A 21,761-nucleotide genomic window follows, 5' to 3' on the forward strand; every position below is an offset into this window, starting at 1 on the left:
TATGAATTTTGATTTCACAGAAGAGCACGAGATGTTAAGAAAAATGGTGAGAAGTTTTGTCGATAAGGAAATAATTCCCAATATGAAACAATGGGATGAACAAGGACACTTTGATCCTATTATTTGGAAGCGTTTAAGTGAATTAGATCTGATGGGGGTTTGTATCCCTGAACAATATGGCGGCAGCGGTATGGATTATAATTCCCTTGCCATTGTTTGTGAAGAACTGGAAAGAGGCGACACAGCCTTTCGTACGGCCGTCTCCGTTCATATCGGATTAAATAGTCTAACTCTATTGCAGTGGGGAACTGAGGAACAAAAGCAAAAATATCTCGTTCCACAGGCCAAAGGCGAAAAAATCGCTGCCTTTGGATTAACAGAACCAGGGGCTGGTTCAGACGTGGCATCGCTCTCAACAACAGCCATTAGGGATGGCGATGATTATATTCTAAATGGGTCAAAAACATGGATATCCTTATGTGATATTGCCGATCATTTTATCGTATTTGCTTATACAGATAAAGACAAAAAACATCACGGGATTTCCGCATTTATCGTTGAGCGAACCATGCTTGGCTTTTCTTCTAAAGCAATAAAAGGGAAATTAGGAATCCGTTCTGGCAATACAGGTGAATTGTTCTTTGACCAGGTAAGAGTTCCAAAGGAAAATTTACTAGGCAAAGAGGGGGAAGGGTTCAAAATTGCCATGGCCGCACTTGATAATGGCCGCTTTACGGTTGCTGCAGGGGCTGTTGGTCTGATTATGGCAAGCTTAGAGGAAAGTGTAAAGTATTGTCATGAACGAAAAACATTTGGTAAAGAAATTGGAAAACACCAGCTGGTTCAGCAAATGATTGCCAACATGGAGGCGGGATTGCAAATGAGCCGTTTATTGGTTTATCGTGCAGGCGAGCTAAAAAATCAAGGGAAGCGGAATACAAGGGAAACCTCACTTGCAAAATGGCAGGCATGTGATTTTGCCAATAAAGCGGCCGACGATGCGGTACAAATTCATGGGGCATACGGCTATTGTAGTGAATACCCTGTTGAACGATTCTTAAGAAACTCAAAAGCACCCGTTATATATGAAGGAACAAGGGAAATTCATACTATTATGCAGGCAGAATATGTACTTGGTTACCGGGAGGATAAAGAATTAAACAGGGGGCTGCCAGCCTGGCCATTTGAAAAGGAAACTGTAAAGAACAGTTAAAAGTAGGGCTCCTTTATTGGAGCCCTTACTTCGAAACTATGATTTATTTAGTAAGTGATTCATATTGTTTATATAAGTCCTTTAAGGCAGCTATCAGGGCATGATTTGCTTTTCCTAAATAGCCTGTTTTTAACTGATCAAGAGGAAGTTCGATTCCATTCCGTAAGCTATGACCTTTGAGGAGCCTATTGATAAAATCCCTGCCATGTTCAGTAGCCAATGTACAAGAAGCATCTACAATTACCCCATAATGTTTATCGATTTCTGCAGTAATAGTTAACGTTTCGAAAACATTTTTGGCAGCCATACCTGTTGGCAGCTTGGCATGTCCGGCGATAAAAATTGTATTCACTCATCCCACTCCTTAATGCATGATAAATCAAGACTAAAATAATTAAAATATAGAAATAACAAGGCTATTACGTTGTTTATAAGTACACATCGTAATAGCCTTGTTTGAATTTCATGTAAAAAGAAACTCTTCTAAAAATGTTTTTGGCAAGTAAAAAATGCATTATTTCTTTTTATTGTGAGGTTCTAAAGATTTCCTATCGATAAATATTTAGTTTCCAAGTAGGGTTCAATTCCTTCGAGCCCGCCTTCACGGCCTATTCCACTCTCCTTCATTCCGCCGAATGGAATGTGAGCTCCCGATGGTGCCCCGTCATTCCATCCGATAATACCAAAGTCCAGGCTTTCACTTAAATAGGTTCCGGTTTTATAGTTATTGGTAAAGAAATAGGCAGCTAAACCATATGGTGTACTATTGGCGATTTCGACTGCTTCCTCTACATGTTTAAAGGAAATAATCGGAGCTACTGGACCAAACGTTTCTTCCTGCATAATGTTCATATCAAGCGTAACATTTGATAAGACAGTAGGGGAGACGAAGAAGTAACCTTGTTCCTTATCAGCGTTGAATTGATTTCCAGCCAGGACCATTGCCCCTTTTTCAATCGCATCATTAATTTGGCTAACGATTTTGTTGAAGCCTTTTTCGTTAATAATCGGTCCTACCTGTGTATCTATATCAAGTCCATTGCCAACTTTTAATTTTTTTGTTGCTTCAGCTAATTTGGCAGAGAAAGCCTCAACAATTGTTTCATGGACAATGATCCGGTTTGCACATACGCATGTTTGTCCGGCATTCCGAAACTTAGTGAGGAGCGTTTGCTGGACAGCAAGATCCAGGTCCGCATCTTCGGCAACGATAAGCGGAGCGTGCCCGCCCAATTCCATTGTCACATGTTTCACTGTATTAGCACTGTTTTTGATTAACTGTTTTCCGACAGGAGTAGACCCAGTAAACGTAATTTTACGGACGTATTCACTGTTTGTAAAAAGATCCCCAACCATCGAGCCAGAACCATTTACATATTGGATGACATCAGTAGGAATTCCTGCTTCGTAGGCAAGTTCAATTAATCTGATTGTTGTTAAAGGTGTTTCGACTGCCGGTTTTACAATAAATGGGCAGCCCGCAGCCAAAGCAGGTGCTGCTTTTCTTGTCATCATCGCCGCCGGGAAATTCCACGGCGTAATTGCAGCCACTAAACCAATCGGCTGTTTTGTAACAACGATTCTTTTTGTTTCAGAAGACGCAGGGACCGTTCTTCCGTAGATGCGTTTTGCTTCTTCTGCATACCAATCAATATAGCTTGCAGCATAATCTACTTCACCGAGTGATTCGCTTAACGGCTTGCCATTTTCCAATGTCATGATTTCAGCGATTTCCGCTTTATGCTCTTGAATGATTTGTGACCAGTTTCTTAATAATCGGGCACGCTCATGGGCATTAACCTTTGCCCATTTTTTAAAGCTGTCATGCCCGGCTTTTAGTGCTAGCTTGATTTCTTCTTCTGTATTAATCCGGATTTCTTTAATAACTTGACCTGTTGCCGGATTCTTCACTTGTAATAGATTTGTCATTTATATACACCACCCATTGCTTTTATGAAGGAAGCCCGATCCATCAAATTTCGGACCGGGTGTCTCTAATTCTTATTCAAAAGCCTTTTCCAAAATCGCTAATCCTTTTGCTAATTCTTCTTCAGAAATCACTAATGGGGCTAAGAAACGAATTACATTGCTCTTTATGCCGGCTGAAAGAAGTAATAGTCCATTTTCGTTTGCATATTTAACAATCTGTGATGTTTTCGTCTTGTTTGGTTTTTTGCTGGAGCGGTCTTCCACGATCTCACAAGCAACCATCGCACCCAAACGGCGAATATCTCCTACAAAGTCATGTTTTGAGCTGAGGTCTTGTAATTTCGCTTCAATTTTTTGCCCAAGGATTTCAGCTTTCTCCACTAAATTTTCTTCTTCCACAATATCAATAACAGCTAGAGCTGCAGCACAGGCGACAGGACTCCCCGAATAAGTACCGCCAAGCTCACCGGAATCCGCAACATTTAGAATTTCTGTTTTTCCGACCACACCACTTAACGGCAGACCAGCGGCCAACGATTTTGAAACCGTGATTAAATCAGGAATTACATCAAAATGTTCGATGGCAAATAATTTGCCAGTTCGGCCAAATCCAGTTTGAATTTCATCGGCTACAAACACAATTCCATTGTCCTTACAAAAACGGCTCACAGCTTGCATAAACTTTTTCGGTGGAATAATAAAACCGCCTTCGCCTTGAACAGGCTCCATGACTACACAAGCAACCATTTCCGGAGCAACTGTTGAAATAAAGAAATCTTCAAAGTCTGAAATGACCTGATCCACATATTCTTCTTCCGTCATCCCGGATGGTTTATGGTACAAGTAAGGAAATGGTGCTTGGTAGATTTCCGGAGCAAAGGGACCAAACCCAAATTTATATGGCTTTACCTTGCTTGTCATGCCCATTGTTAAGTTAGTTCGTCCATGGTAGCCGCGGACAAACGAAACAACTGCGGGTCTTTTTGTGTAGCGGCGGGAAATTTTAATCGCATTTTCCACTGCTTCTGCACCTGAGTTAAAGAAAATCGCTTGTTTGTCAAAATCTCCAGGGGTGATTTGGCATAACTTTTCAGCAAGATTGATGTAACTTTCATACATAATAACATTGAATCCAGGATGTAAAAACTTATCCACTTGGTTCTTGACTGCTTCTGTTACCTTTGGATGACTGTGGCCTACATTTAACGTCCCAATTGCACCTGCAAAGTCAATCCATTCATTGTTATCAATATCTGTTACGGTTGCCCCGGAGGCATGATGGGCAAAGTTTAAATTCCCGTTGCTTACACCTTTCGGGATAAAATTTTTTCTTTTTTCTTGTAATTCTGCGGTTTGTGAATAAGTAACTGGCATCCTGATCGCTCCTTCAATTACTTTCTGAATTATAGGAAAAGTATCTCAGGAAGCTGGTATAATGAAAAGTACCATAATCGAAAAAAAATAGGTACCAGATGGGGAGTAATAATATGTTCATACTGATCGATAAACAGAGGGATTCGAGTTATATTTACCAACAAATATACGAAGGGATCAAAGAAAATATTTTAACAGGAAAGCTAAAATCAAATGAAAAGCTTCCTTCAAAAAGGTCATTAGCCGAACAATTAAATGTTAGCGTTAATTCCGTCAGCTTTGGCTATGAACAGCTGCTTGCTGAGGGGTATATTTATACGATTGAACGGAGCGGATACTTTGTTGAAAATATTACTGAGTTTATTGAACAAAAGAAACACTTGAAACAAAAGCTGCCAAGTGAACTAAAGGAGGAACTTGTCGACAGAGATGGGTGGCTTTCACTGTCTCATATGGCATCAGATACTTCTTTATTTCCTTTTAAAGAATGGCTGAAGTGTCAAGAGAAAGCAATTAAATCGTATAAAAGAGAGCTCTCGGAATTGTCTTATTCCCAGGGGCCATATGTTGTGAGAGAGACAATTTGCCGCATGATTGCTTTGACTCGGGGAGTCAATTGTGAGCCGGAGCAAATCATCATCGGCGCAGGAACACAGCTATTGGCAGGTCAATTGATGGAAATGAAAAGCATAGGAACAGTTGTTGCAATCGAAAACCCGGGGTATGCCCGCTTTTACCAGCTTTTGAAAAAGATGAATTTAACTGTTCACCCTGTTTCATTGGATGACCAAGGAATTAATATGACCGAGATTGAGTCAGTAAAGGCAAATGTGGTGTTTGTCACCCCGTCACACCAATTCCCTACAGGTAAAATTATGCCAATCTCCCGACGAATTGAGCTATTAAACTGGGCAGCTCAACGCGAAAACAGATACATTGTTGAAGACGACTATGATAGCGAATTTAAATATGGAACAGATAATATTCCATCCTTGCAAAGTTTAGACCGGAACCAAAGAGTCATCTACATGGGGACTTTTTCAAAAACAGTACTGCCAGGCCTGCGGATTAGTTATATGGTCTTGCCACCTGAGTTTATAAGGGAATACAGGGAGCATTATTCCAACTCGATTCAATACAGTAACTCTCTTATGTTATTCACGTTGCAGTTTTTCATTGAAAGCGGTGAATATGCAAGACACGTTAAACGGATGAACCATCAGTATGAGACACGAAGAAAATTGTTAATCACTGAGCTTCGACAGCGTTTTAAAGAGGAGATTGACATAGAAGATGTTTCGGCAGGCCTTCATTTTCTTGCCCATTTTCATACGGGGAAAGGGTATCAGGAAATAGAAGAAAGCGCCTTACGGTTAAAGCTTGAAATCTATTCGATGCGCCGATTTATGTTAAAAAAGAGCGTTAATAACGAAAACAGAATTAGTTTAGTATTAGGATTTGCTAATCTTAGAGAAGAAAATGTAGCTGGAGCCGTAGAGAGATTGTATAAGGTTTTCCATTGAATGTTGCTCTTTGAAATGAGCAGGCTATGCCATGGATAATTACCATTATATTAAGTGTTCCATTAGTAAATAAAAATCGCTAACGTACTGTCATGATGAGAGTACCAGCGATTTTTATTTTAATTCCTACTTTACAGATAGGAATTATGAGTTTATAATACAATTAATCTACTAATTTAATCGGATTAAATTTTGAGTGTAGGATTTAAAGGGGATTTTTGTAAAATCAAAGGAGTGTTTATGATGAGAAATAACGATGAAAAAAAGCGAAAAAAACTTATCAATAAACTAATATTTTTTAACGTTTATAACAAAGAAGATCAACAACTTTATAATCTGCCACTTTCGAAATTAGAATATGAGTATAGGAGATTTAAATTACAAAACCATCCACATGGTGAGCTTGGCTCCATAAAATGGGTCTAAAATAAATTTTCTTGTAATAAGAAGGCCACTTTATTGCCAGAGTTTGCACCTGTTTGACGGGGATATTTATTTCTATTCTTTTTAGTTATAACTAATTATAATAAGTTATATCTGATTATAATTAGTTTGGCAGGGAGAGTTTGATGAAAAAATTTAATCTATTATTTATCACATTGATGCTATTTGTATTAGCCTTATCTGGATGTTCAACAAAGGAACAAACTAAAAAACCAGAAGAGCAGAAACAAGCAGCTTCTGAAAAGAAAGTGGAATTGACGGTTTCGGCTGCTGCAAGTTTACAGGAGGCCTTAACTGATATTAAAGCAGACTTTGAGAAGGAACATCCAAATGTAAAACTAAACTTTAACTTTGGAGCATCAGGTGCACTGCAACAGCAAATTTCCCAAGGAGCGCCTGTCGACCTGTTCTTTTCTGCTGCTGAGGACAAATTTCAAAAATTAGTACATGATGGCCTTATTGAAAAGAAAAAGGGAATAGATTTAGTGGGGAACGATCTTGTCCTGGTAGTACCAAAGGATTCAAACAAAGAAATGAAAACTTTCGAAGACCTAACAAAAGCTGATAAGGTGTCAATTGGGACCCCTGAGTCCGTTCCAGCTGGACAATATGGCAAGGAAACATTAGAAAAATTAAATGTTTGGAAATCAATTGCCGGAAATGTGGTATATGGAAAAGATGTTCGCCAAGTGCTTACATATGTTGAGACGAACAATGTTGACGCAGGAATTGTCTACAAGACGGATGCTTTGACTTCTCAAAAGGTTAAAATTGTTGCAACTGCAATGGAAACCACACACGATCCAATTATTTATCCAGTAGGGGTAATTAAAAATAGTACCCATCCAAAAGAAGCCCAGCTATTCTACTACTATCTTCAAAATGATCAATCAATGAAGACGTTAGAAAAGTATGGATTTAAGGATCTAAAATAATTGGTTACCTATTTAGATTGTTATAAGGCCGTTGAGACTGATCTCGACGGTTTTTTGACTTTTTTAAATAATATTGTATGGATTAAATCATGTACATCGTTTCTAAGATGCGTATAACTTCTTCAGAAGGAAGTTTCATATCATCATTTATCCATTTTCGAACGATTTCAATCGTTCCTCCTGTTATATACGTGAAAAAATATTCTAATTGAGTCTCATTAGCATGGGGAAACCGCTTTTTTTGTTCTTCCATTGTTCTTACATAGGCAGATTTCAAAATGGTATTCAGCACATTCGAGCCATTTTCTTCATTAAAAATAATTTTACAAAGCTCTATATTTTCAAGTATCAATTTAAAAATATCACTCAATATATTCTTGATGGACTCATCCCCCGAGATATTTATGGTACTCATCATTTTCTCTGCCATTTCTTCCTCGATTCTTCTCATTAAATCAACCGGATCATTGTAATACGAATAAAAAGTTCCTCGATTAATATCAGCTTCTTTGCAAATATCGGTAACGGTAATTTTATTTAAGTTTTTTTCTTGAAGCAGCTTTAAAAAAGCATTGATAATTACTTTTTTACTATACAATGTTCTTCGGTTTCCTTTTATACCAACCATGTAATGCTCCTCCTAATGATCAATCAAATATCTTTTAGTGCTGTTTTCTTTAAACAAAACAAAAGAATTTGTCTATTTAATAACATGGATATTCCAATTTGCTTATTGTTACTTGTCATTAGATTTAATATACTTTGCTTACGCCATTAAATCAACAGAGTGTTTGAATAATAACTAGTTGTCTTTGTGGGATGTAGGGGAAAATCAATATCATATATAAATCATCAGGGAGGATACAAGGTGAGAAAGATCATAAAGGGCCGTTGGGCAATATTCACCATATGGTTAATCGCAACAATCGTGCTTACGGTGATTCAGCCAGACATCAATGCCATTTTGCGACAAAAGGGGCAGCAAGGGGCCAATAGCGAAAGCCCTTCAGTCATCGCTGATCATATCTTAAAAAAGATCGATACCGCTAAAGGAACAAACGACCTTATCGTATTTTACGATAAAGATAAAATTTCAAACGATGAAATGAACAAAATCGGTGATGCGGTCAAGGTTATTAGCGACAGCAGCTCCGAACTCGGTATTACTAATATGATCGATCCTTTTAGTATGCCGGATGCCAAAAGCTCTTTAGTTTCTCAGGATGGCACAACTCTTATGGTCAGCTTTAAGCTTGATAAGAAATCAAGAGAAGTTGATGATATTAAAAAAGAACTGGATAGCAAACTAAGTAAAGTACCTGTGGAATACTACCTAAGCGGTGAGGATTTCATCAATAATGATTATTTGAAAGCATCTCAGGGTGGGGTAGAGAAAAGTGCTGCACTGACAGTTATCTTTATCTTAGTCGTATTAATCATCGCGTTTAGATCAGTTGTTACTCCTTTGATATCGTTATTGGCTGTAGCTTTTTCCTATCTATGTTCGATGGGAATTGCCGCTCAATTAATTGATAAAGCTGGATTTCCGATTACAAGTCTTACGCAAATGCTCCTCATCCTAATTCTGTTTGGGATTGGTACTGATTACAACATTCTTCTTTTTAATCGCTTTAGGGAGGAGCTTTCCCATGGCCACTCTATTGATGATGCGATTGTCACCACCTATAAAACGGCAGGTAAAACGATTGCCTATAGTATACTCACGGTATTTATTGCTTTCCTTGCTCTCGTTTTTGCGGAATCACCAATTTACAAATCCGGTGTGGTCGTGGTAATCGGAGTAACGATACTATTATTGGAAATATTGACACTGACACCTTTCATTATGAAAGTTTTAGGCCAAAAACTATTTTGGCCTTCCAAAAATGTATTGGGTCATAAGGAAAATAAGTTTTGGGGTATGACTTCGTCCTATGCAACCAAGCATCCTCTTTTACCCGTTCTTATTATTCTTTTGATCATAGGGCCGATGGTATATTTTCATGAGGAAAAGCTTAACTTTGATACGATTGGAGAACTTGGAAATAAATATCCTTCTTCTAAAGGCTTTAATTTAGTTGCGGACCATTTTGGTAAAGGTCAGGCCATGCCTGCTACGGTGGTTATTGAAACTAGTAAAGCCCTTGATAATAATGAACCACTTGCCGTAGTGGATAACTTAACGGAAAGACTTAAGAGTATGAAAGGGGTTAAGCTGGTTTCTTCAGTCACGCAACCTCAGGGAAAGCAAATTGATCATTTTTACGTCGACAGTCAAATGGGTTCCGTTACGGATGGAATTACAAAAACGCAGAATGGTGTCGATCAAATCAATGATGGATTAAAGCTGGCGCAAGAAAAGCTTGGATCTGCAGACTTTTCTAAGGTTAACCAAATGGTCGATGGGACGGCCAAGCTTCAAGATGGAATGACTGCTTTAACCAATGGATTAAAGCAAATCCAAGCTGGTATTGATGATGGAGCTAATCAATCACAAACGATCAGCAATGGCTTAGCCACGATCGAAACCAATCTCACCAAGATGAGTAGCGGAGTGGCGGTATTAGCTGATAATTATGGAAAAATGCAGGCTGGTTATAAAGAAATGGGTACTCATTACCAAGGTGCGGCTCAAGCACTTCTTGGTGTAAAAAGTGCTCTCTCGCAAATGCAATTAATGGTGGCTGCATTAGGAAATAGTTATGCAGATTCAGAGAGTGATGCGAATTACCAGGCATTAAAGCAAACGATCAATCAGGTATCTTCGTCTTTAAGTCAAATTACTCCTGAAGGAATACAAGCCTTAAATCAAAATTATAATGCCGTAACGGCTGGTTTTGCGACCGCCAATAAAAATCTTGACACCATGGGCAGCGGCTTATCGCAAATGGCAGATGGTTTGAAAAAACTTGAAAGCGGTCTTGGGAAAGCATCGTCTGGAATAGGCACCATTGTTACGAATATGAACATTGTTTCCGATGGGCTTGGCCAAATGAAATCAGGACAGGAACAGCTTGTAGCAGGCCTTAATGGTTTCAGTACCTTTGGACAAAAGCTATCGGATGTGAACAACGGGTTAAAGCAAATTTCTGACGGACTAGGCCAGACGAATGGGTTCCTAACGCAATTTAAATCCAATAAAACATTCTTTATTCCAAAAGAAGCGTTAACGGACAAAAACTTTAAAAAATCATTAGATGCATTTATGTCCAAAGATAGAAAAATAACAAAAATGACAATTGTTTTGAAAGCTGATCCTTATTCCAAGGAAGCGTTAAGTACAATCAGTAAAATTAATTCAACCATTTCTAATGGACTTAAGGGCACAGGCCTTTCAAACGCAAAGTTTGGTGTATCAGGACCAAGTGCTACTACAAACGATATGAATAATATTCTGAGCCGGGATTTGAATAAAACAACAGCGATCGTCATTATCGGAGTATTACTCGTGCTGTTCTTTGTGATCAGATCTTTCTGGATTCCGGTTTTCATAACTGGTTCTCTTTTAGGGGCATACTATTCAGCCATGTTCGTCATCAATTATATTTTCATAGATTTACTTGGGTATGAGGGGATTTCTTCTTTTGTTCCATTTTTCTCATTCATTATCATTGTTGCCTTAGGAGTGGACTACAGTATATTCCTCATGATGCGCTTTAAGGAATATCCGCTATTGTCGCCTAAAGAGGCCATCGTATTGGCTTCCAGGCAGACAGGTGGGGTCATTATATCTGCTGTCATCATTCTTGGCGGCACCTTTGCGACACTAATGCCTTCAGGAATATTGCTTTTGTTTGAATTGGCAATAGCTGTCATTACAGGCCTCGTAGTACTTTGCTTTATCCTGCTGCCTGTCTTTTTGCCAGCGATGATCGCACTTCCAGATGCACTTAGAAGTTTATTTTCTAGAAAAAAGGCAAATGACCTAGGTTTAGAGGAGAAAGTGATATAAGTAAGAGATAATCTACAAAAAATTTTTGAACTGCACTGCCAATTGTTAGACAATCCTAACAGTTGGAGGTGCAGTTTTTTATATTTACAGTAACTTTACAATCCTAAGCTTGAATTCATGGACTATTTATATTAACATATAAGCAAATAATTATATCTTAATTTAAAGGACTTGTTTTGCAGTTTTTTGTCTACCTAATCCAGCAAAACACTAAAAGTGATTATAATTATGTCATACATATAAGTAAATGACTATTTACTTATAAACTTGAAGCGGGGGTGTTTTTTATGGTGAAATCAATTGTTGATTTGGAGCGCTCTGCAACCATTTTAAAATTATTAGGGGATAAAACAAGATTAACCATTGTTGCAATTTTGAAACAACGTGAATGCTGTGTTTGTGAGTTTCTTGAAGTGTTCGAAATGAGTCAGCCATCCATCAGTCAGCATCTTCGAAAATTAAAAGATGCCGGGATGGTTAGGGAAGAACGAAGAGGTCAGTGGATTTACTATTCCCTAAATCAACAAAGCGAGTTATATGGACTCATTCAGGATATTTTAGAACATGTGCCTGTACAAACAGAGAAAATTAAAATGATTGAAAAAAGCAATCCCACCCTTCGATGTGGATGTTAGTTTTATTAAATTAGGAGTGAGAAAATGAGAAAGACAGAAAAGAAGCGTTTATCGTTCTTGGATCGATACCTAACGCTATGGATTTTTCTTGCTATGGCAATCGGAATTGGTTTGGGATTTATCTTTCCGAGATTTGTCGATAGTATGAACAGTTTGCAGGTGGGAACTACATCGATTCCACTAGCTATTGGCTTAATTTTAATGATGTATCCTCCCTTAGCGAAAGTTCGTTATGAGGAAATAGGGCGAGTATTTAAAAATGTAAAAGTATTGATATTATCCCTTGTACAAAACTGGATCATTGGACCCATCCTTATGTTTTTATTAGCCATTATTTTTCTTCCTGATAAACCGGAGTATATGGTTGGTCTCATTATGATTGGTTTAGCTCGTTGTATTGCGATGGTCATTGTCTGGAATGATCTTGCAAAAGGAGATACGGAATACGCTGCTGGTTTAGTAGCATTCAACTCTATTTTCCAAATGTTATTCTTCTCGGTTTATGCATATGTGTTTGTAACCATTATCCCTAAATGGATAGGAATCCAAGGGGCTGTGGTAAACATTACGATGATCGAAGTGGGGAAATCGGTTTTCATCTATCTTGGAATACCTTTCATAGCTGGTATGGTTACTCGGTTTACGTTGGTAAAGGCTAAAGGCAGACAATGGTATGAAAAAGTGTTTATACCTAAAATCAGTCCCCTTACATTAATTGCGTTACTATTTACGATTATCATCATGTTCTCCTTAAAAGGGGACGCTATCGTGAGCTTGCCATTAGATGTAGTTCGTATCGCCATTCCTTTATTAATTTACTTTGTCATCATGTTCTTTGTTTCCTTTTTTATAGGAAGGAAGATTGGAGCGAACTATCCTGTAACTACCACACTTGCTTTTACAGCTGGAAGTAATAACTTTGAATTAGCGATTGCTGTAGCTGTTGGTGTATTTGGTATCCATTCTGGTGCAGCTTTTGCAGCCGTTATTGGACCACTCGTAGAAGTACCCGTAATGATTGCATTAGTAAACGTGGCTTTATGGTTCAAAAGAAAATATTTTAACGAACAAGCAGCTTAAAACTAATCATAAAGGTGGAAATCAACATGGATAACAAAAAAACAATTTACTTCTTATGTACAGGGAACTCTTGCCGTAGTCAAATGGCAGAAGGTTGGGCGAAACAGCATTTAAGTGATGAGTGGGAAGTGAAAAGTGCTGGGCTTGAAGCTCATGGATTAAACCCTAATGCCGTAAAAGCCATGAACGAAGCGGGAATTGATATCTCAACCCAAACATCTGATGTGATCGACCCTGAAATTTTAAACCATGCTGATTTGGTTGTTACGCTATGTGGACATGCTGCAGAACACTGCCCAGTTACACCTCCACATGTAAAACGAGTGCACTGGGGATTTGATGACCCTGCTAAAGCAGAAGGAACGGAAGAAGAAAAATGGGCATACTTCCAACGTGTTCGAGATGAAATCGAAGATCGCATTAAGCGTTTTGCTGAAACTGGTGAGTAAGAGGATTGAATAGCCAGGAGATTTTATAATCTCCTGGCTTTAAGTTTTAAGCAATTTTATTACTTTATTATAAAGAAGTGGATTAAAATAAATAGGTAAAACAAGCAGGAGGGAATGGACATGAAAATCACTGATGAAGCACGTGATGAATTTAAAAAAATGTTCAAAGAAGAGAATGCTAAAAACATTCGTATCTTTTTTGATGGCTTTGGCTGAGGACAGCCGAGGATTGGACTGGCTCTGGATGAGCCAGAAGCAGACGATATTATCGTCACTATAAATGATATAAAAGTAGCAATCGACCCAATTATTGAACCGAGCACCGAAGACCTTATCCTTGATCGTAGTGGAAATGGTTATGGAATTTCGATGATCGGTAATACGGGAAGATGCTGTTAGAAAAGACCTTTACTGGTCTTTTTTTAATTTATCTGTTAGTTCATGAAATGCAGCTAAAAATTGTTGATAAGTTTGGGAGCCGTATTCCTCGATGTTGTAATGGAAAAATAGCTCCATGGCAATTTCTTTTGCTTGCTCAATCGTGCAATTTCGTGAAAGTCTAATTAGGTTTAAATAAGATAAAAAATACTCCTTCTTTAATGCACCTGCATGATTCACGGTCATACAATTATCCCCCTAAAAAAGGGTCTCTTCCTAAAATGAGACCCTTCGTTAACTCATTATAATATTTCAAGAACAGCATTTAGTTGTATTTTTGCTTAGAGCCGTCGTTGAACAACACTCCACTTTTTCATCTTTCGGTTCATGTGTGCAACAAGAAGAAGCATTTTCACTGTTAACTTCAACATCTGCTTTTGTATAGAAAAACTCCCACTCGTTTCCATCAGGGTCAAGAATCCAAAATTTATCTTGTAGGGCATAGCAGCATGTGGTGTTTATTTCTTCGTATTGTGTACGAATACCGTTTGCTTCGAGTCTATTCTTGTGCGCACTAACCTCATCTGTGCTTTCAACCTGAATACCAAAATGTCCTACTTGATTTCCACTTACTTCATCTCGAAGATTAAGGGTAAAGTTTAATCCTGGTGTTTGAAGAAGAAACTTTGCATAATCAGGCTTTACTTTAACTGGTTCAACTCCAAAAACTTTACTATAGAACTTGATGGATTTTTCTAGGTTAGTAACATTAAGACCAATATGTGCATATTTCATTTAAATTTCCTCCTAAAAATTTATTTTGATTAATCATCAATAATATGATTGGGATTTATTTTTTAAACAACGGTTTAATAGGCGCAACAGCAGCAATTTGGTTGTACTCTTGATGACTTTCGACCTTCATTCCATTTCTTTACGACTTTTTCAAGGAATGTTTCCTTTTGGATGTCTCCAAATTTCCAAGCATTTTGGGCTTTCATTTCCTTTTCCTCCTGACGTATTTTCATGGTTTGATATACTTCATACTCGTTAAACACCATAAATCCCTCCTATTTATCAAAGAACTAAGAAATTAAAACAGGTAAGATTGAAAACTGGTAAAGTGGACAGTAAACGGATCAATGTGAAAATTTATTGACTACAAAATAATCCCTCCTTTCATTCACTTGCGATTTGCAAGTATTAATTTTTAATAAAAGAGCAAGTGATTCTTGCTCAAATTAATGGTTTACAACAAACAGTGGATTTTGACATTGCTTCGTTAAGTAATTTTACTGATTTAATAACCATTTCTCGTTCAAATTCGCTCATATGTGAGAATACTTCATTTAAGTATTGATTCATTTCCGCATTAATTTTAGCAGCAACATAATTTCCTTGTGTAGTTAAAGTAAGAATTGAAACACGTCTATCATCAGGAAGAGGCGACTTTTTAACCAGCTCCATCTTTACTAGAGTTTGAATTTGGCGACTAAAAGTGGTTATATCGATCCCCAGAGTATCAGCAACCTGTTGCATCGAAGGTTTATCATTTCGTAGAATTTCATAAAGGATATGACTCTGTACAAGGGATATTTCAGTTTCACCTATCTGACAACAGTTTTTATTTAAAAGACCAAATCTCCTAGTCATAACTTGAAACAATTCTCTAACGTTTTCCATTATTTTCACCTCTGATCTATTTATATTATAATTATTTGCAAAATGCAACTAGTATTCCTTTTAAAATGGAAAATTTTTTATATAATGGTTATATGCCAATAAAAATTAGGAGGTAAAGAAATGAAAAATGATGATGAGTTTAAAACAAGGCTTGCTTCAATAAATGACCTAAAATCGATTTTACACATTTATAATCAAGGGATTGAGGATAGGATTGCAACGTTGGAGGAAGACCAAAAAGATATTGGATACATGACAGAATGGTTTGACATCCATAACGGACGTTTTACGGTTATCGTAATCGAAAATAACGATGAAATAGTTGGATGGACTTCATTAAATCCATATTCCAATCGTTGCGCCTATGTTGGGGTTGCCGATTTATCCATTTATATTAGAAGGGATTATAGAGGAAGAGGAGTTGGATCATTTTTGTTAAAGGAAATCGAGTGTACTGCCATACGAAATCAATTTAATAAAATTGTTCTATTTACATTACCTTTCAATCACTTGGGGCAGGGTCTTTATAGAAAAAATGGATACAGGGAAGTTGGGGTATTTAAGAACCAAGGTAAATTAGATGGGCGTTTTGTTGATGTAATGATTATGGAAAAAATCCTTATTCCTTAATTAAATGTCATTTGTTTAGGAAGATAGCAAAAGTCAGAAATCCAATGTAATTTAAAGTGTTTCCTTTTATTTAAATAAAAGTTTTTTAAACATACACACTACGGATCTATTTCTCGATATATAAATAATACATAGATGGGGTGTAATTAGATGAAAAATTTTGGTAGTAAAGAGGTAGGATTAGAAGAAGTATTCAGTATTAATATTGTCGTTGATAAACCTATTGTTGTAGGTGAAGATGATATTGTTGGCAGACGGCAATTAATTCCGATTTTATCTGGTGAAGTAAACGGGAATGGCTTTAAAGGAACGGTTTTGCCAGGTGGTGTGGATAGCCAAATTATTCGTCCAGATGGTAGGTGTGAACTTTTAGCTAGATATGCCATTCAATTAGAGGATGGCACTGCCATTTATATTGAAAACAATGGAATACGTACAGTACCAGAAAAATATGTAGAAGATGTGAAGGCTGGAAAGTTTGTTGACCCTGGCGTCTATTATTTCCGGACTACTCCGACTTTTGAAACATATAGTGACAAATATAAATGGATGATGAATTGCATTTTTGTGTGTTATGCTACTAGATTGCCAGAGAATGTACTATTAAAGTTCTTTAAGGTTACCTGATAAATTTTGCGTAAATATCATTTGAAAAAGCTAGAAGGTTCACCAGGGAGGGTGAACCTTCTAGCTTTTTTCAGTAGTTTTTAGAATTTTTGCTAGAAAATTAATGGTACTTCGGTTTAAGTAAATTGCTCAGTTTGATCTTCATGGATCGTCATTGAGCTTAATTTATTATTTGTCAGATATATAACAAACGCGGCAATTGCCCCAGGTATCGCAAAGGCAATAAAATTAAATTGAATGGATGTGCCTGAAGAGAGTAATATCCCTCCAACAGTTGGACCAACAATGGCACCAATACGTCCAATTCCAAGTGCCCAGCCTAAACCAGTAGAGCGCATGGAAATAGGATAGTATTGTGAAACATAGGAGTTAGCTATATTTTGTGTGCCAATCGTCGCAGCACCTGCAAGCGCTACTAATAGATACAATAAAAACATATTATGAGCATATCCCAAGCACATAATGGTTAGTGAAGCAAGACTATAAAATAGAATGAGGATTCGTTTTGCGCCCCAGGTATCTGCTAACCATCCCATAACGAAAGCACCAATGGTAGCTCCAATATTTAATGCAAGCAGGAAGCTTAAACTTGAACCAAGCGGAAATCCAGCTGTCGTCATTAATTTTGGAAGCCAAGTGTTTAAACCATAAACCATTAGAAGGGACATAAAGAACGCAATCCAAAATAGAATGGTGGATACCCCTCTGCTTTCCTTAAATAAGGTAAAGACAGGGAAGGAAGATTTAGTAGAACTATTAATCGTGAGTTGTTCACGGTCATCCGGGCTGTAAAGTGGATTTAGTTTTCCAAGTATCTCCTTTGTTTTGGTAATTTCTTTTCTGGCCAGATGTGACCCGATTGTGTCGGGTAAGTAACGTATCATAAAGGGAATAAATAAGAGTGGCAGGCCGGCGAAGAAAAAAACAGATTGCCAGCCAAAGTTAGGTACTAAGACAATGCTAAGGGTAGCAGCAATCATTCCCCCGATTGAATACCCAGCCATCATTATGGACACCATTCGGCTGCGAAGAGCTTTAGGTGAATATTCGCTAATAAGCGCAATAACATTTGGCATTACGCCGCCAAGCCCCAAACCGGTAATAAACCGACATAGCCCGAAGGCTCCTGGACTGGTAGTTAAAGCTGTGAGGATCATAAATATACTAAAAATGCACACACAGATCAAGATGACTTTTTTTCTGCCTAATTTATCAGCAAGAGTGCCAAAAATCATCGCACCAAACATCATTCCGAATAAGGCATAACTACCAAGAACGCCCGCCTCAATAGGCGAAATATTCCAATTTTTCATAAGTACAGGTACAACGGCCCCATATACGGTTAAGTCAAAGCCATCAAAGATCATTAAAAATGAACACCATAAGAGTATCATCAGATGATACTTATTAAACTTTGCCTGATCGATTAACTGTTGCGTATTCGTAATCTTCATAATTTCCCCCCTATATATTCCTTCCCGCAAGACTCCTTACACTATTACTCTACTTTTCTAAAAAGCGTAAAGCGTTTCCTCCTAACATAGCCATTTTTATTTCTAGGCTCACATCTTCAAGTTCTAAAATTGCTCTACCAGGAGGGGTTTCTCTGATGATAAAGGGGTCATCTGAGCCCATTAATAGTCTTTCATAGCCAATCAAATCAATCAGATATTTCGTATTGACCTTGTCATAAACTAATACATCATAATAAAATTTATTGGCATAAAAACTAGGCGGATTTTCTGTTTTTCTTAATGCCGGCCATGAGTTCCAGCCAGTATCTACTCGTGGGAGAATATAAGGGAATGCTCCGCCTCCATGTGCCAGGCAAATTTTAATCGCTGGAAACTTATCGAAAATTCCGGACCACACCAATCTAGTTGCAGTGAGCGCTAATTCCATTGGCATTCCTACCGTAATGCTAAGGTTATCGTTCACTGTGCGTTCCTTTCCTATCATTTCATAGGGATGGATAAATAGTGGAACGTTCCATTGTGATGCTTTCTCAAAAAAGGGTAAAAAACTAGGGTCATCTAACCCTTTACCATTTACATTAGAGCCTATTTGAAGGCCGCTTAACTTAAGCTGCTGGATACACCGCTCCATTTCAAGGATGGCAGCGTCAACATCTTGAAGTGGAACGGTCCCTAGCCCTAAAAAGTGGTTGGGATGCTCTCTGATAACATTTGCAATAAAGTTATTCTGCCATCTAGCAAATTCGACAGCCCCTTGTATAGGTGCCCAGTAACATAGTGTTACTGGGATAGGGGAAAGGACCTGTATATCGATTCCTTCTGCCTGCATTTTTTCTATTCGCCTAGACGGATCCCAAGCTTCTTTTGATATTTTTCTAAAAACGTTTCCTTGAACCATTATGTTGGCTGTATCTTCATCCAATCTCTTGATCCAAGGCCATCGATCACCTTCAAATGATTTCCCGAAATCTGGGATATCGAATGGGATAATATGAGTGTGAAAGTCAATTCGCTTTACGGTCATTGTTTTTGCTCTCCAATTCCGGGATTTTATCCAATTTTACCGATTGAACCAAACCTTGGATCTGGAGTCCCTCCCCACATATCTAACGTTTCAAGAGTCGGTTGCAGAACCCTTGGCTGGCGTGGAGCTTCTTCAGAAAACTCTTCCATTCCTTGGCTGTATTCTAATGTTAATCCATCAGGATCTAAGTAATATAAAAATAGACTGCCAGATGGGGCGTGTCGGCCTGGACCGAATACGATTGGGACATTATTTTCTACTAACCGTTTTTGACTAATTCCTAAGTCATCGATTGCCTCGATTTGGAATGAAATATGATTAAGCTTTCGCTCTTTTCCACGATTAATCGCGAACGAATGATGTAATGGATTCGGAAAGGCCCTCAACCATGCCCAGCCAATTTGGTCGCCGGAAACGTCCGATATTTTGAAGTTTAATGTTTCTGTTAAAAACTTATATAGGTCATCAAAGTCTTGATCTTCAACCTCAAGGACAGCGTGGCCTAACTGAGTAATATTCACTGGTTTGGAGTTGATTGGTTTGGAGGCAAAAGGTAATTCAAAATGCTCAATATCAGAATATAATTCAAATGTGACCCCGGATGTAGGCTCGGTAAAGCGAATCGTACGACTTTGATGGAGTGATTCAACTTCTGAATCATCCACCTCCTGCCAGTTTACTCCTGCTTTAGTAATCCGCTTAATGGCAATGTCGAGCTGGTTTTCGTCTTCCACCTCGAAGGCAACTCGTTTTAATCCAGGATGTTGAGCGGGATAAAGAACCAGATTATGATGATCATTGCTGCATCTAAAATAGGCTATTTTATTTGAGACTAATTCTACCAGTTCAAGACCAACAATATCTCGGTAAAATTGGGCTGATTTGTTTACATCGGTAACATTTAATGCAACATATCCTAATTTTTTATAACGAATCATTCAAAACTCTCCTTTTTGATAAATATAATTTTTTAAAAAAATGTCTCTTAGTCATTAACCTCCTTTACTTAATTAAAACGCTTACATCCGTACATAGGATGTGACATAAGCCTTGTAAATATAGTGTAAATGAAATTGAATAGTGTAAACAATTCCAATTTTCTGTATAATTAATTCCAAACGGGAATAAATCAGGAAGGAAGGTTCACTTGAATATTGAGCAATTAAAATATGTTATGGCCATTGTCAAACATCAACATCTTACGAATGCTTCCTATGAGGTTTCCATCTCACAGTCTTCTTTATCCAAATACCTTATTAAGTTGGAAAAAGAACTAGGCGGGGTACAATTATTCGATCGTACGACTAGAACGGTTAAACTCACTGCCGCTGGTCAGGAGTTTGCTAAATATGCCAATCGCATTTTGGATGAATATGATCATATGTTGAATGAAATGAGAACGTTTACAAATGGAGAAAGAGGAGTACTTTCGGTAGGAACCATACCTGTATATAGCAGCAGGGGACTGATTAGTCTTTTTGCATCTTTCCAGAAAAAGTATCCAGAAATACAATTAGATATCACGGAAAAGATGAGCAGTGAACTAATTGGTCTTCTAAAAAAAGCGGAGCTAGATATGGCCTTTATTGCCCTGCCTGAAAACTTTGAAAAACTAGAGGCGTTCTCGGCCTATCCCATGATAAAGGATGAAGTGGTATTGATTACCCAAAGGGGTCACCCTTATGCAAATCGTGAAGCTATAAGTCTATCAGAGGTTAAGTATGAACCGTTTATCTTGATGAATCAAGCAAGTACTCTTTTTCAAATTTGTATGGATGCCTGTAAAAAGGCTGGATTTACACCAGATATTACTCATGAAAGCAGTCAAATAGATATTATTGTGGGGCTTGTTGCGGAAGGATTAGGTGTCTCATTAATAACATCTAAGGAAGCTGAATATTTTTCAACGGCTAATATCTCATTAATCAGGCTGGAGAAATCAATCAACCATACCACCGCACTTGTTGTTAATAATCGAATGAAAAGGTCAAACGCTATGAAGGCTTTTCTAAACCATGCCCAGGATTGGGAAGGAAGAACTTCGGAAGCTGCTCCTCTAAATAGTGATAGGGAAGGAAATATCTCATAAATAAAAAACCTATATCTTTTTATTGATGTATCCGTTGTTCCTCATCCTACTGTCCCATTTCTTACGCTAAACGGTAATTTTACTTAATTTTGGATATTATTTAAAAAGGTCGTTACTAAATAAATTTAATGTTAGAAGAAAGCAGAATAAATAGTAAAAAGCTAACAAGTTATGGACGAATTGTCCAGTTGTTAGCTTTTTTATATGCCAGTTTCCACATTTTTTATGAAATTACTAACGTCTTTTAGCACATCGTGTACGTATTCTTTTAAAAATCCATCACCTATAATTAAATTACAAATTCAATATCTATCATCTATG

Annotated in this window: 22 protein-coding genes; 11 read left to right on the forward strand and 11 right to left on the reverse strand. The window is 37.6% G+C overall.

Annotated elements, in window-relative coordinates:
• Position 1 precedes the first annotated feature (1 nt).
• A complete protein-coding gene (locus tag L1999_RS09955; protein ID WP_235743392.1) occupies positions 2–1,213 on the forward strand; it encodes an acyl-CoA dehydrogenase family protein in 1,212 nt (403 codons plus the stop codon).
• A 43-nt stretch (positions 1,214–1,256) separates the two neighbouring features.
• Here the strand turns inward: L1999_RS09955 and L1999_RS09960 are convergent, their stop codons facing one another.
• From L1999_RS09960 to gabT, 3 genes are all read right to left on the reverse strand, one after another.
• Positions 1,257–1,565 carry a DUF3870 domain-containing protein gene (locus tag L1999_RS09960; RefSeq protein ID WP_215040964.1) on the reverse strand — a complete coding sequence of 103 codons (309 nt, stop codon included), beginning with the start codon at positions 1,563–1,565 and terminating at the stop codon, positions 1,257–1,259.
• A 185-nt stretch (positions 1,566–1,750) separates the two neighbouring features.
• Positions 1,751–3,142: an NAD-dependent succinate-semialdehyde dehydrogenase gene (locus tag L1999_RS09965; protein WP_235743393.1), complete on the reverse strand. Its 1,392-nt coding sequence runs from the start codon at positions 3,140–3,142 to the stop codon at positions 1,751–1,753.
• 72 nt (positions 3,143–3,214) lie between these two features.
• Entirely contained in the window at positions 3,215–4,516 is a 1,302-nt protein-coding gene (gabT, locus tag L1999_RS09970) for a 4-aminobutyrate--2-oxoglutarate transaminase (RefSeq protein WP_235743394.1), read from the reverse strand.
• Between the two features lie 113 nt (positions 4,517–4,629).
• Here gabT and L1999_RS09975 point away from each other — a divergent pair, with 113 nt between their 5' ends.
• From L1999_RS09975 to modA, 3 genes are all read left to right on the forward strand, one after another.
• Entirely contained in the window at positions 4,630–6,039 is a 1,410-nt protein-coding gene (locus tag L1999_RS09975; protein WP_235743395.1) for a MocR-like transcriptional regulator GabR, read from the forward strand.
• Between the two features lie 243 nt (positions 6,040–6,282).
• Positions 6,283–6,465, forward strand: a complete 183-nt coding sequence (locus tag L1999_RS09980; RefSeq protein ID WP_235744303.1) for a Fur-regulated basic protein FbpA — start codon at positions 6,283–6,285, stop codon at positions 6,463–6,465.
• Between the two features lie 143 nt (positions 6,466–6,608).
• Positions 6,609–7,418 (forward strand): molybdate ABC transporter substrate-binding protein, encoded by an 810-nt coding sequence (gene modA / locus L1999_RS09985; RefSeq protein ID WP_235743396.1) that lies wholly within the window; start codon positions 6,609–6,611, stop codon positions 7,416–7,418.
• Between the two features lie 82 nt (positions 7,419–7,500).
• Here the strand turns inward: modA and L1999_RS09990 are convergent, their stop codons facing one another.
• Positions 7,501–8,046 carry a TetR/AcrR family transcriptional regulator gene (locus L1999_RS09990; protein ID WP_215040970.1) on the reverse strand — a complete coding sequence of 182 codons (546 nt, stop codon included), beginning with the start codon at positions 8,044–8,046 and terminating at the stop codon, positions 7,501–7,503.
• Between the two features lie 240 nt (positions 8,047–8,286).
• Here L1999_RS09990 and L1999_RS09995 point away from each other — a divergent pair, with 240 nt between their 5' ends.
• The 4 genes from L1999_RS09995 (at position 8,287) to arsC (ending at position 13,534) form a co-directional block, all read left to right on the forward strand.
• The gene (locus L1999_RS09995; protein WP_235743397.1) at positions 8,287–11,370 is read left to right on the forward strand and encodes an MMPL family transporter; all 3,084 of its coding nucleotides are present in this window, start codon (positions 8,287–8,289) and stop codon (positions 11,368–11,370) included.
• A 287-nt stretch (positions 11,371–11,657) separates the two neighbouring features.
• Positions 11,658–12,005, forward strand: a complete 348-nt coding sequence (locus L1999_RS10000) for an ArsR/SmtB family transcription factor (protein WP_235743398.1) — start codon at positions 11,658–11,660, stop codon at positions 12,003–12,005.
• 24 nt (positions 12,006–12,029) lie between these two features.
• Positions 12,030–13,085, forward strand: coding sequence for an ACR3 family arsenite efflux transporter (arsB, locus tag L1999_RS10005; RefSeq protein WP_235743399.1), 1,056 nt, complete (start codon positions 12,030–12,032; stop codon positions 13,083–13,085).
• A 26-nt stretch (positions 13,086–13,111) separates the two neighbouring features.
• Positions 13,112–13,534, forward strand: coding sequence for an arsenate reductase (thioredoxin) (arsC, locus tag L1999_RS10010; RefSeq protein ID WP_235743400.1), 423 nt, complete (start codon positions 13,112–13,114; stop codon positions 13,532–13,534).
• Between the two features lie 408 nt (positions 13,535–13,942).
• On the opposite strand, the gene L1999_RS10015 is transcribed toward arsC, so the two are convergent.
• The 4 genes from L1999_RS10015 to L1999_RS10030 all read right to left on the reverse strand — a co-directional run bounded on the left by L1999_RS10015 (position 13,943) and on the right by L1999_RS10030 (position 15,595).
• Positions 13,943–14,158: a hypothetical protein gene (locus L1999_RS10015; RefSeq protein WP_235743401.1), complete on the reverse strand. Its 216-nt coding sequence runs from the start codon at positions 14,156–14,158 to the stop codon at positions 13,943–13,945.
• 66 nt (positions 14,159–14,224) lie between these two features.
• Positions 14,225–14,707, reverse strand: a complete 483-nt coding sequence (locus L1999_RS10020) for an ArsI/CadI family heavy metal resistance metalloenzyme (RefSeq protein WP_235743402.1) — start codon at positions 14,705–14,707, stop codon at positions 14,225–14,227.
• Positions 14,708–14,781: 74 nt separating this feature from the next.
• On the reverse strand, positions 14,782–14,973 hold the full coding sequence (locus L1999_RS10025) for a hypothetical protein (RefSeq protein WP_235743403.1): 192 nt from the start codon (positions 14,971–14,973) through the stop codon (positions 14,782–14,784).
• Between the two features lie 175 nt (positions 14,974–15,148).
• The gene (locus L1999_RS10030; protein WP_235743404.1) at positions 15,149–15,595 is read right to left on the reverse strand and encodes a MarR family winged helix-turn-helix transcriptional regulator; all 447 of its coding nucleotides are present in this window, start codon (positions 15,593–15,595) and stop codon (positions 15,149–15,151) included.
• A gap of 120 nt (positions 15,596–15,715) precedes the next feature.
• Here L1999_RS10030 and L1999_RS10035 point away from each other — a divergent pair, with 120 nt between their 5' ends.
• Together L1999_RS10035 and L1999_RS10040 are read left to right on the forward strand one after the other, a co-directional pair.
• Entirely contained in the window at positions 15,716–16,225 is a 510-nt protein-coding gene (locus L1999_RS10035; protein ID WP_235743405.1) for an arsinothricin resistance N-acetyltransferase ArsN1 family A, read from the forward strand.
• A 150-nt stretch (positions 16,226–16,375) separates the two neighbouring features.
• Positions 16,376–16,852 (forward strand): DUF3237 domain-containing protein, encoded by a 477-nt coding sequence (locus L1999_RS10040; RefSeq protein WP_235743406.1) that lies wholly within the window; start codon positions 16,376–16,378, stop codon positions 16,850–16,852.
• A 116-nt stretch (positions 16,853–16,968) separates the two neighbouring features.
• On the opposite strand, the gene L1999_RS10045 is transcribed toward L1999_RS10040, so the two are convergent.
• The 3 genes from L1999_RS10045 to L1999_RS10055 are packed head-to-tail and all read right to left on the reverse strand — an operon-like array spanning position 16,969 to position 20,289.
• On the reverse strand, positions 16,969–18,306 hold the full coding sequence (locus L1999_RS10045) for an MFS transporter (protein ID WP_235743407.1): 1,338 nt from the start codon (positions 18,304–18,306) through the stop codon (positions 16,969–16,971).
• Positions 18,307–18,355: 49 nt separating this feature from the next.
• Positions 18,356–19,351 carry an amidohydrolase family protein gene (locus L1999_RS10050; RefSeq protein WP_235743408.1) on the reverse strand — a complete coding sequence of 332 codons (996 nt, stop codon included), beginning with the start codon at positions 19,349–19,351 and terminating at the stop codon, positions 18,356–18,358.
• Positions 19,352–19,377: 26 nt separating this feature from the next.
• Positions 19,378–20,289, reverse strand: a complete 912-nt coding sequence (locus L1999_RS10055) for a VOC family protein (protein ID WP_235743409.1) — start codon at positions 20,287–20,289, stop codon at positions 19,378–19,380.
• A gap of 209 nt (positions 20,290–20,498) precedes the next feature.
• On the opposite strand from L1999_RS10055, the gene L1999_RS10060 reads away from it, so the two are divergent.
• Positions 20,499–21,440, forward strand: a complete 942-nt coding sequence (locus L1999_RS10060) for a LysR family transcriptional regulator (RefSeq protein WP_235743410.1) — start codon at positions 20,499–20,501, stop codon at positions 21,438–21,440.
• Positions 21,441–21,761: the final 321 nt, after the last annotated feature.

This window comes from Neobacillus drentensis (genome assembly GCF_021560175.1).
GTDB lineage: Bacteria > Bacillota > Bacilli > Bacillales > Cytobacillaceae > Neobacillus > Neobacillus drentensis_A.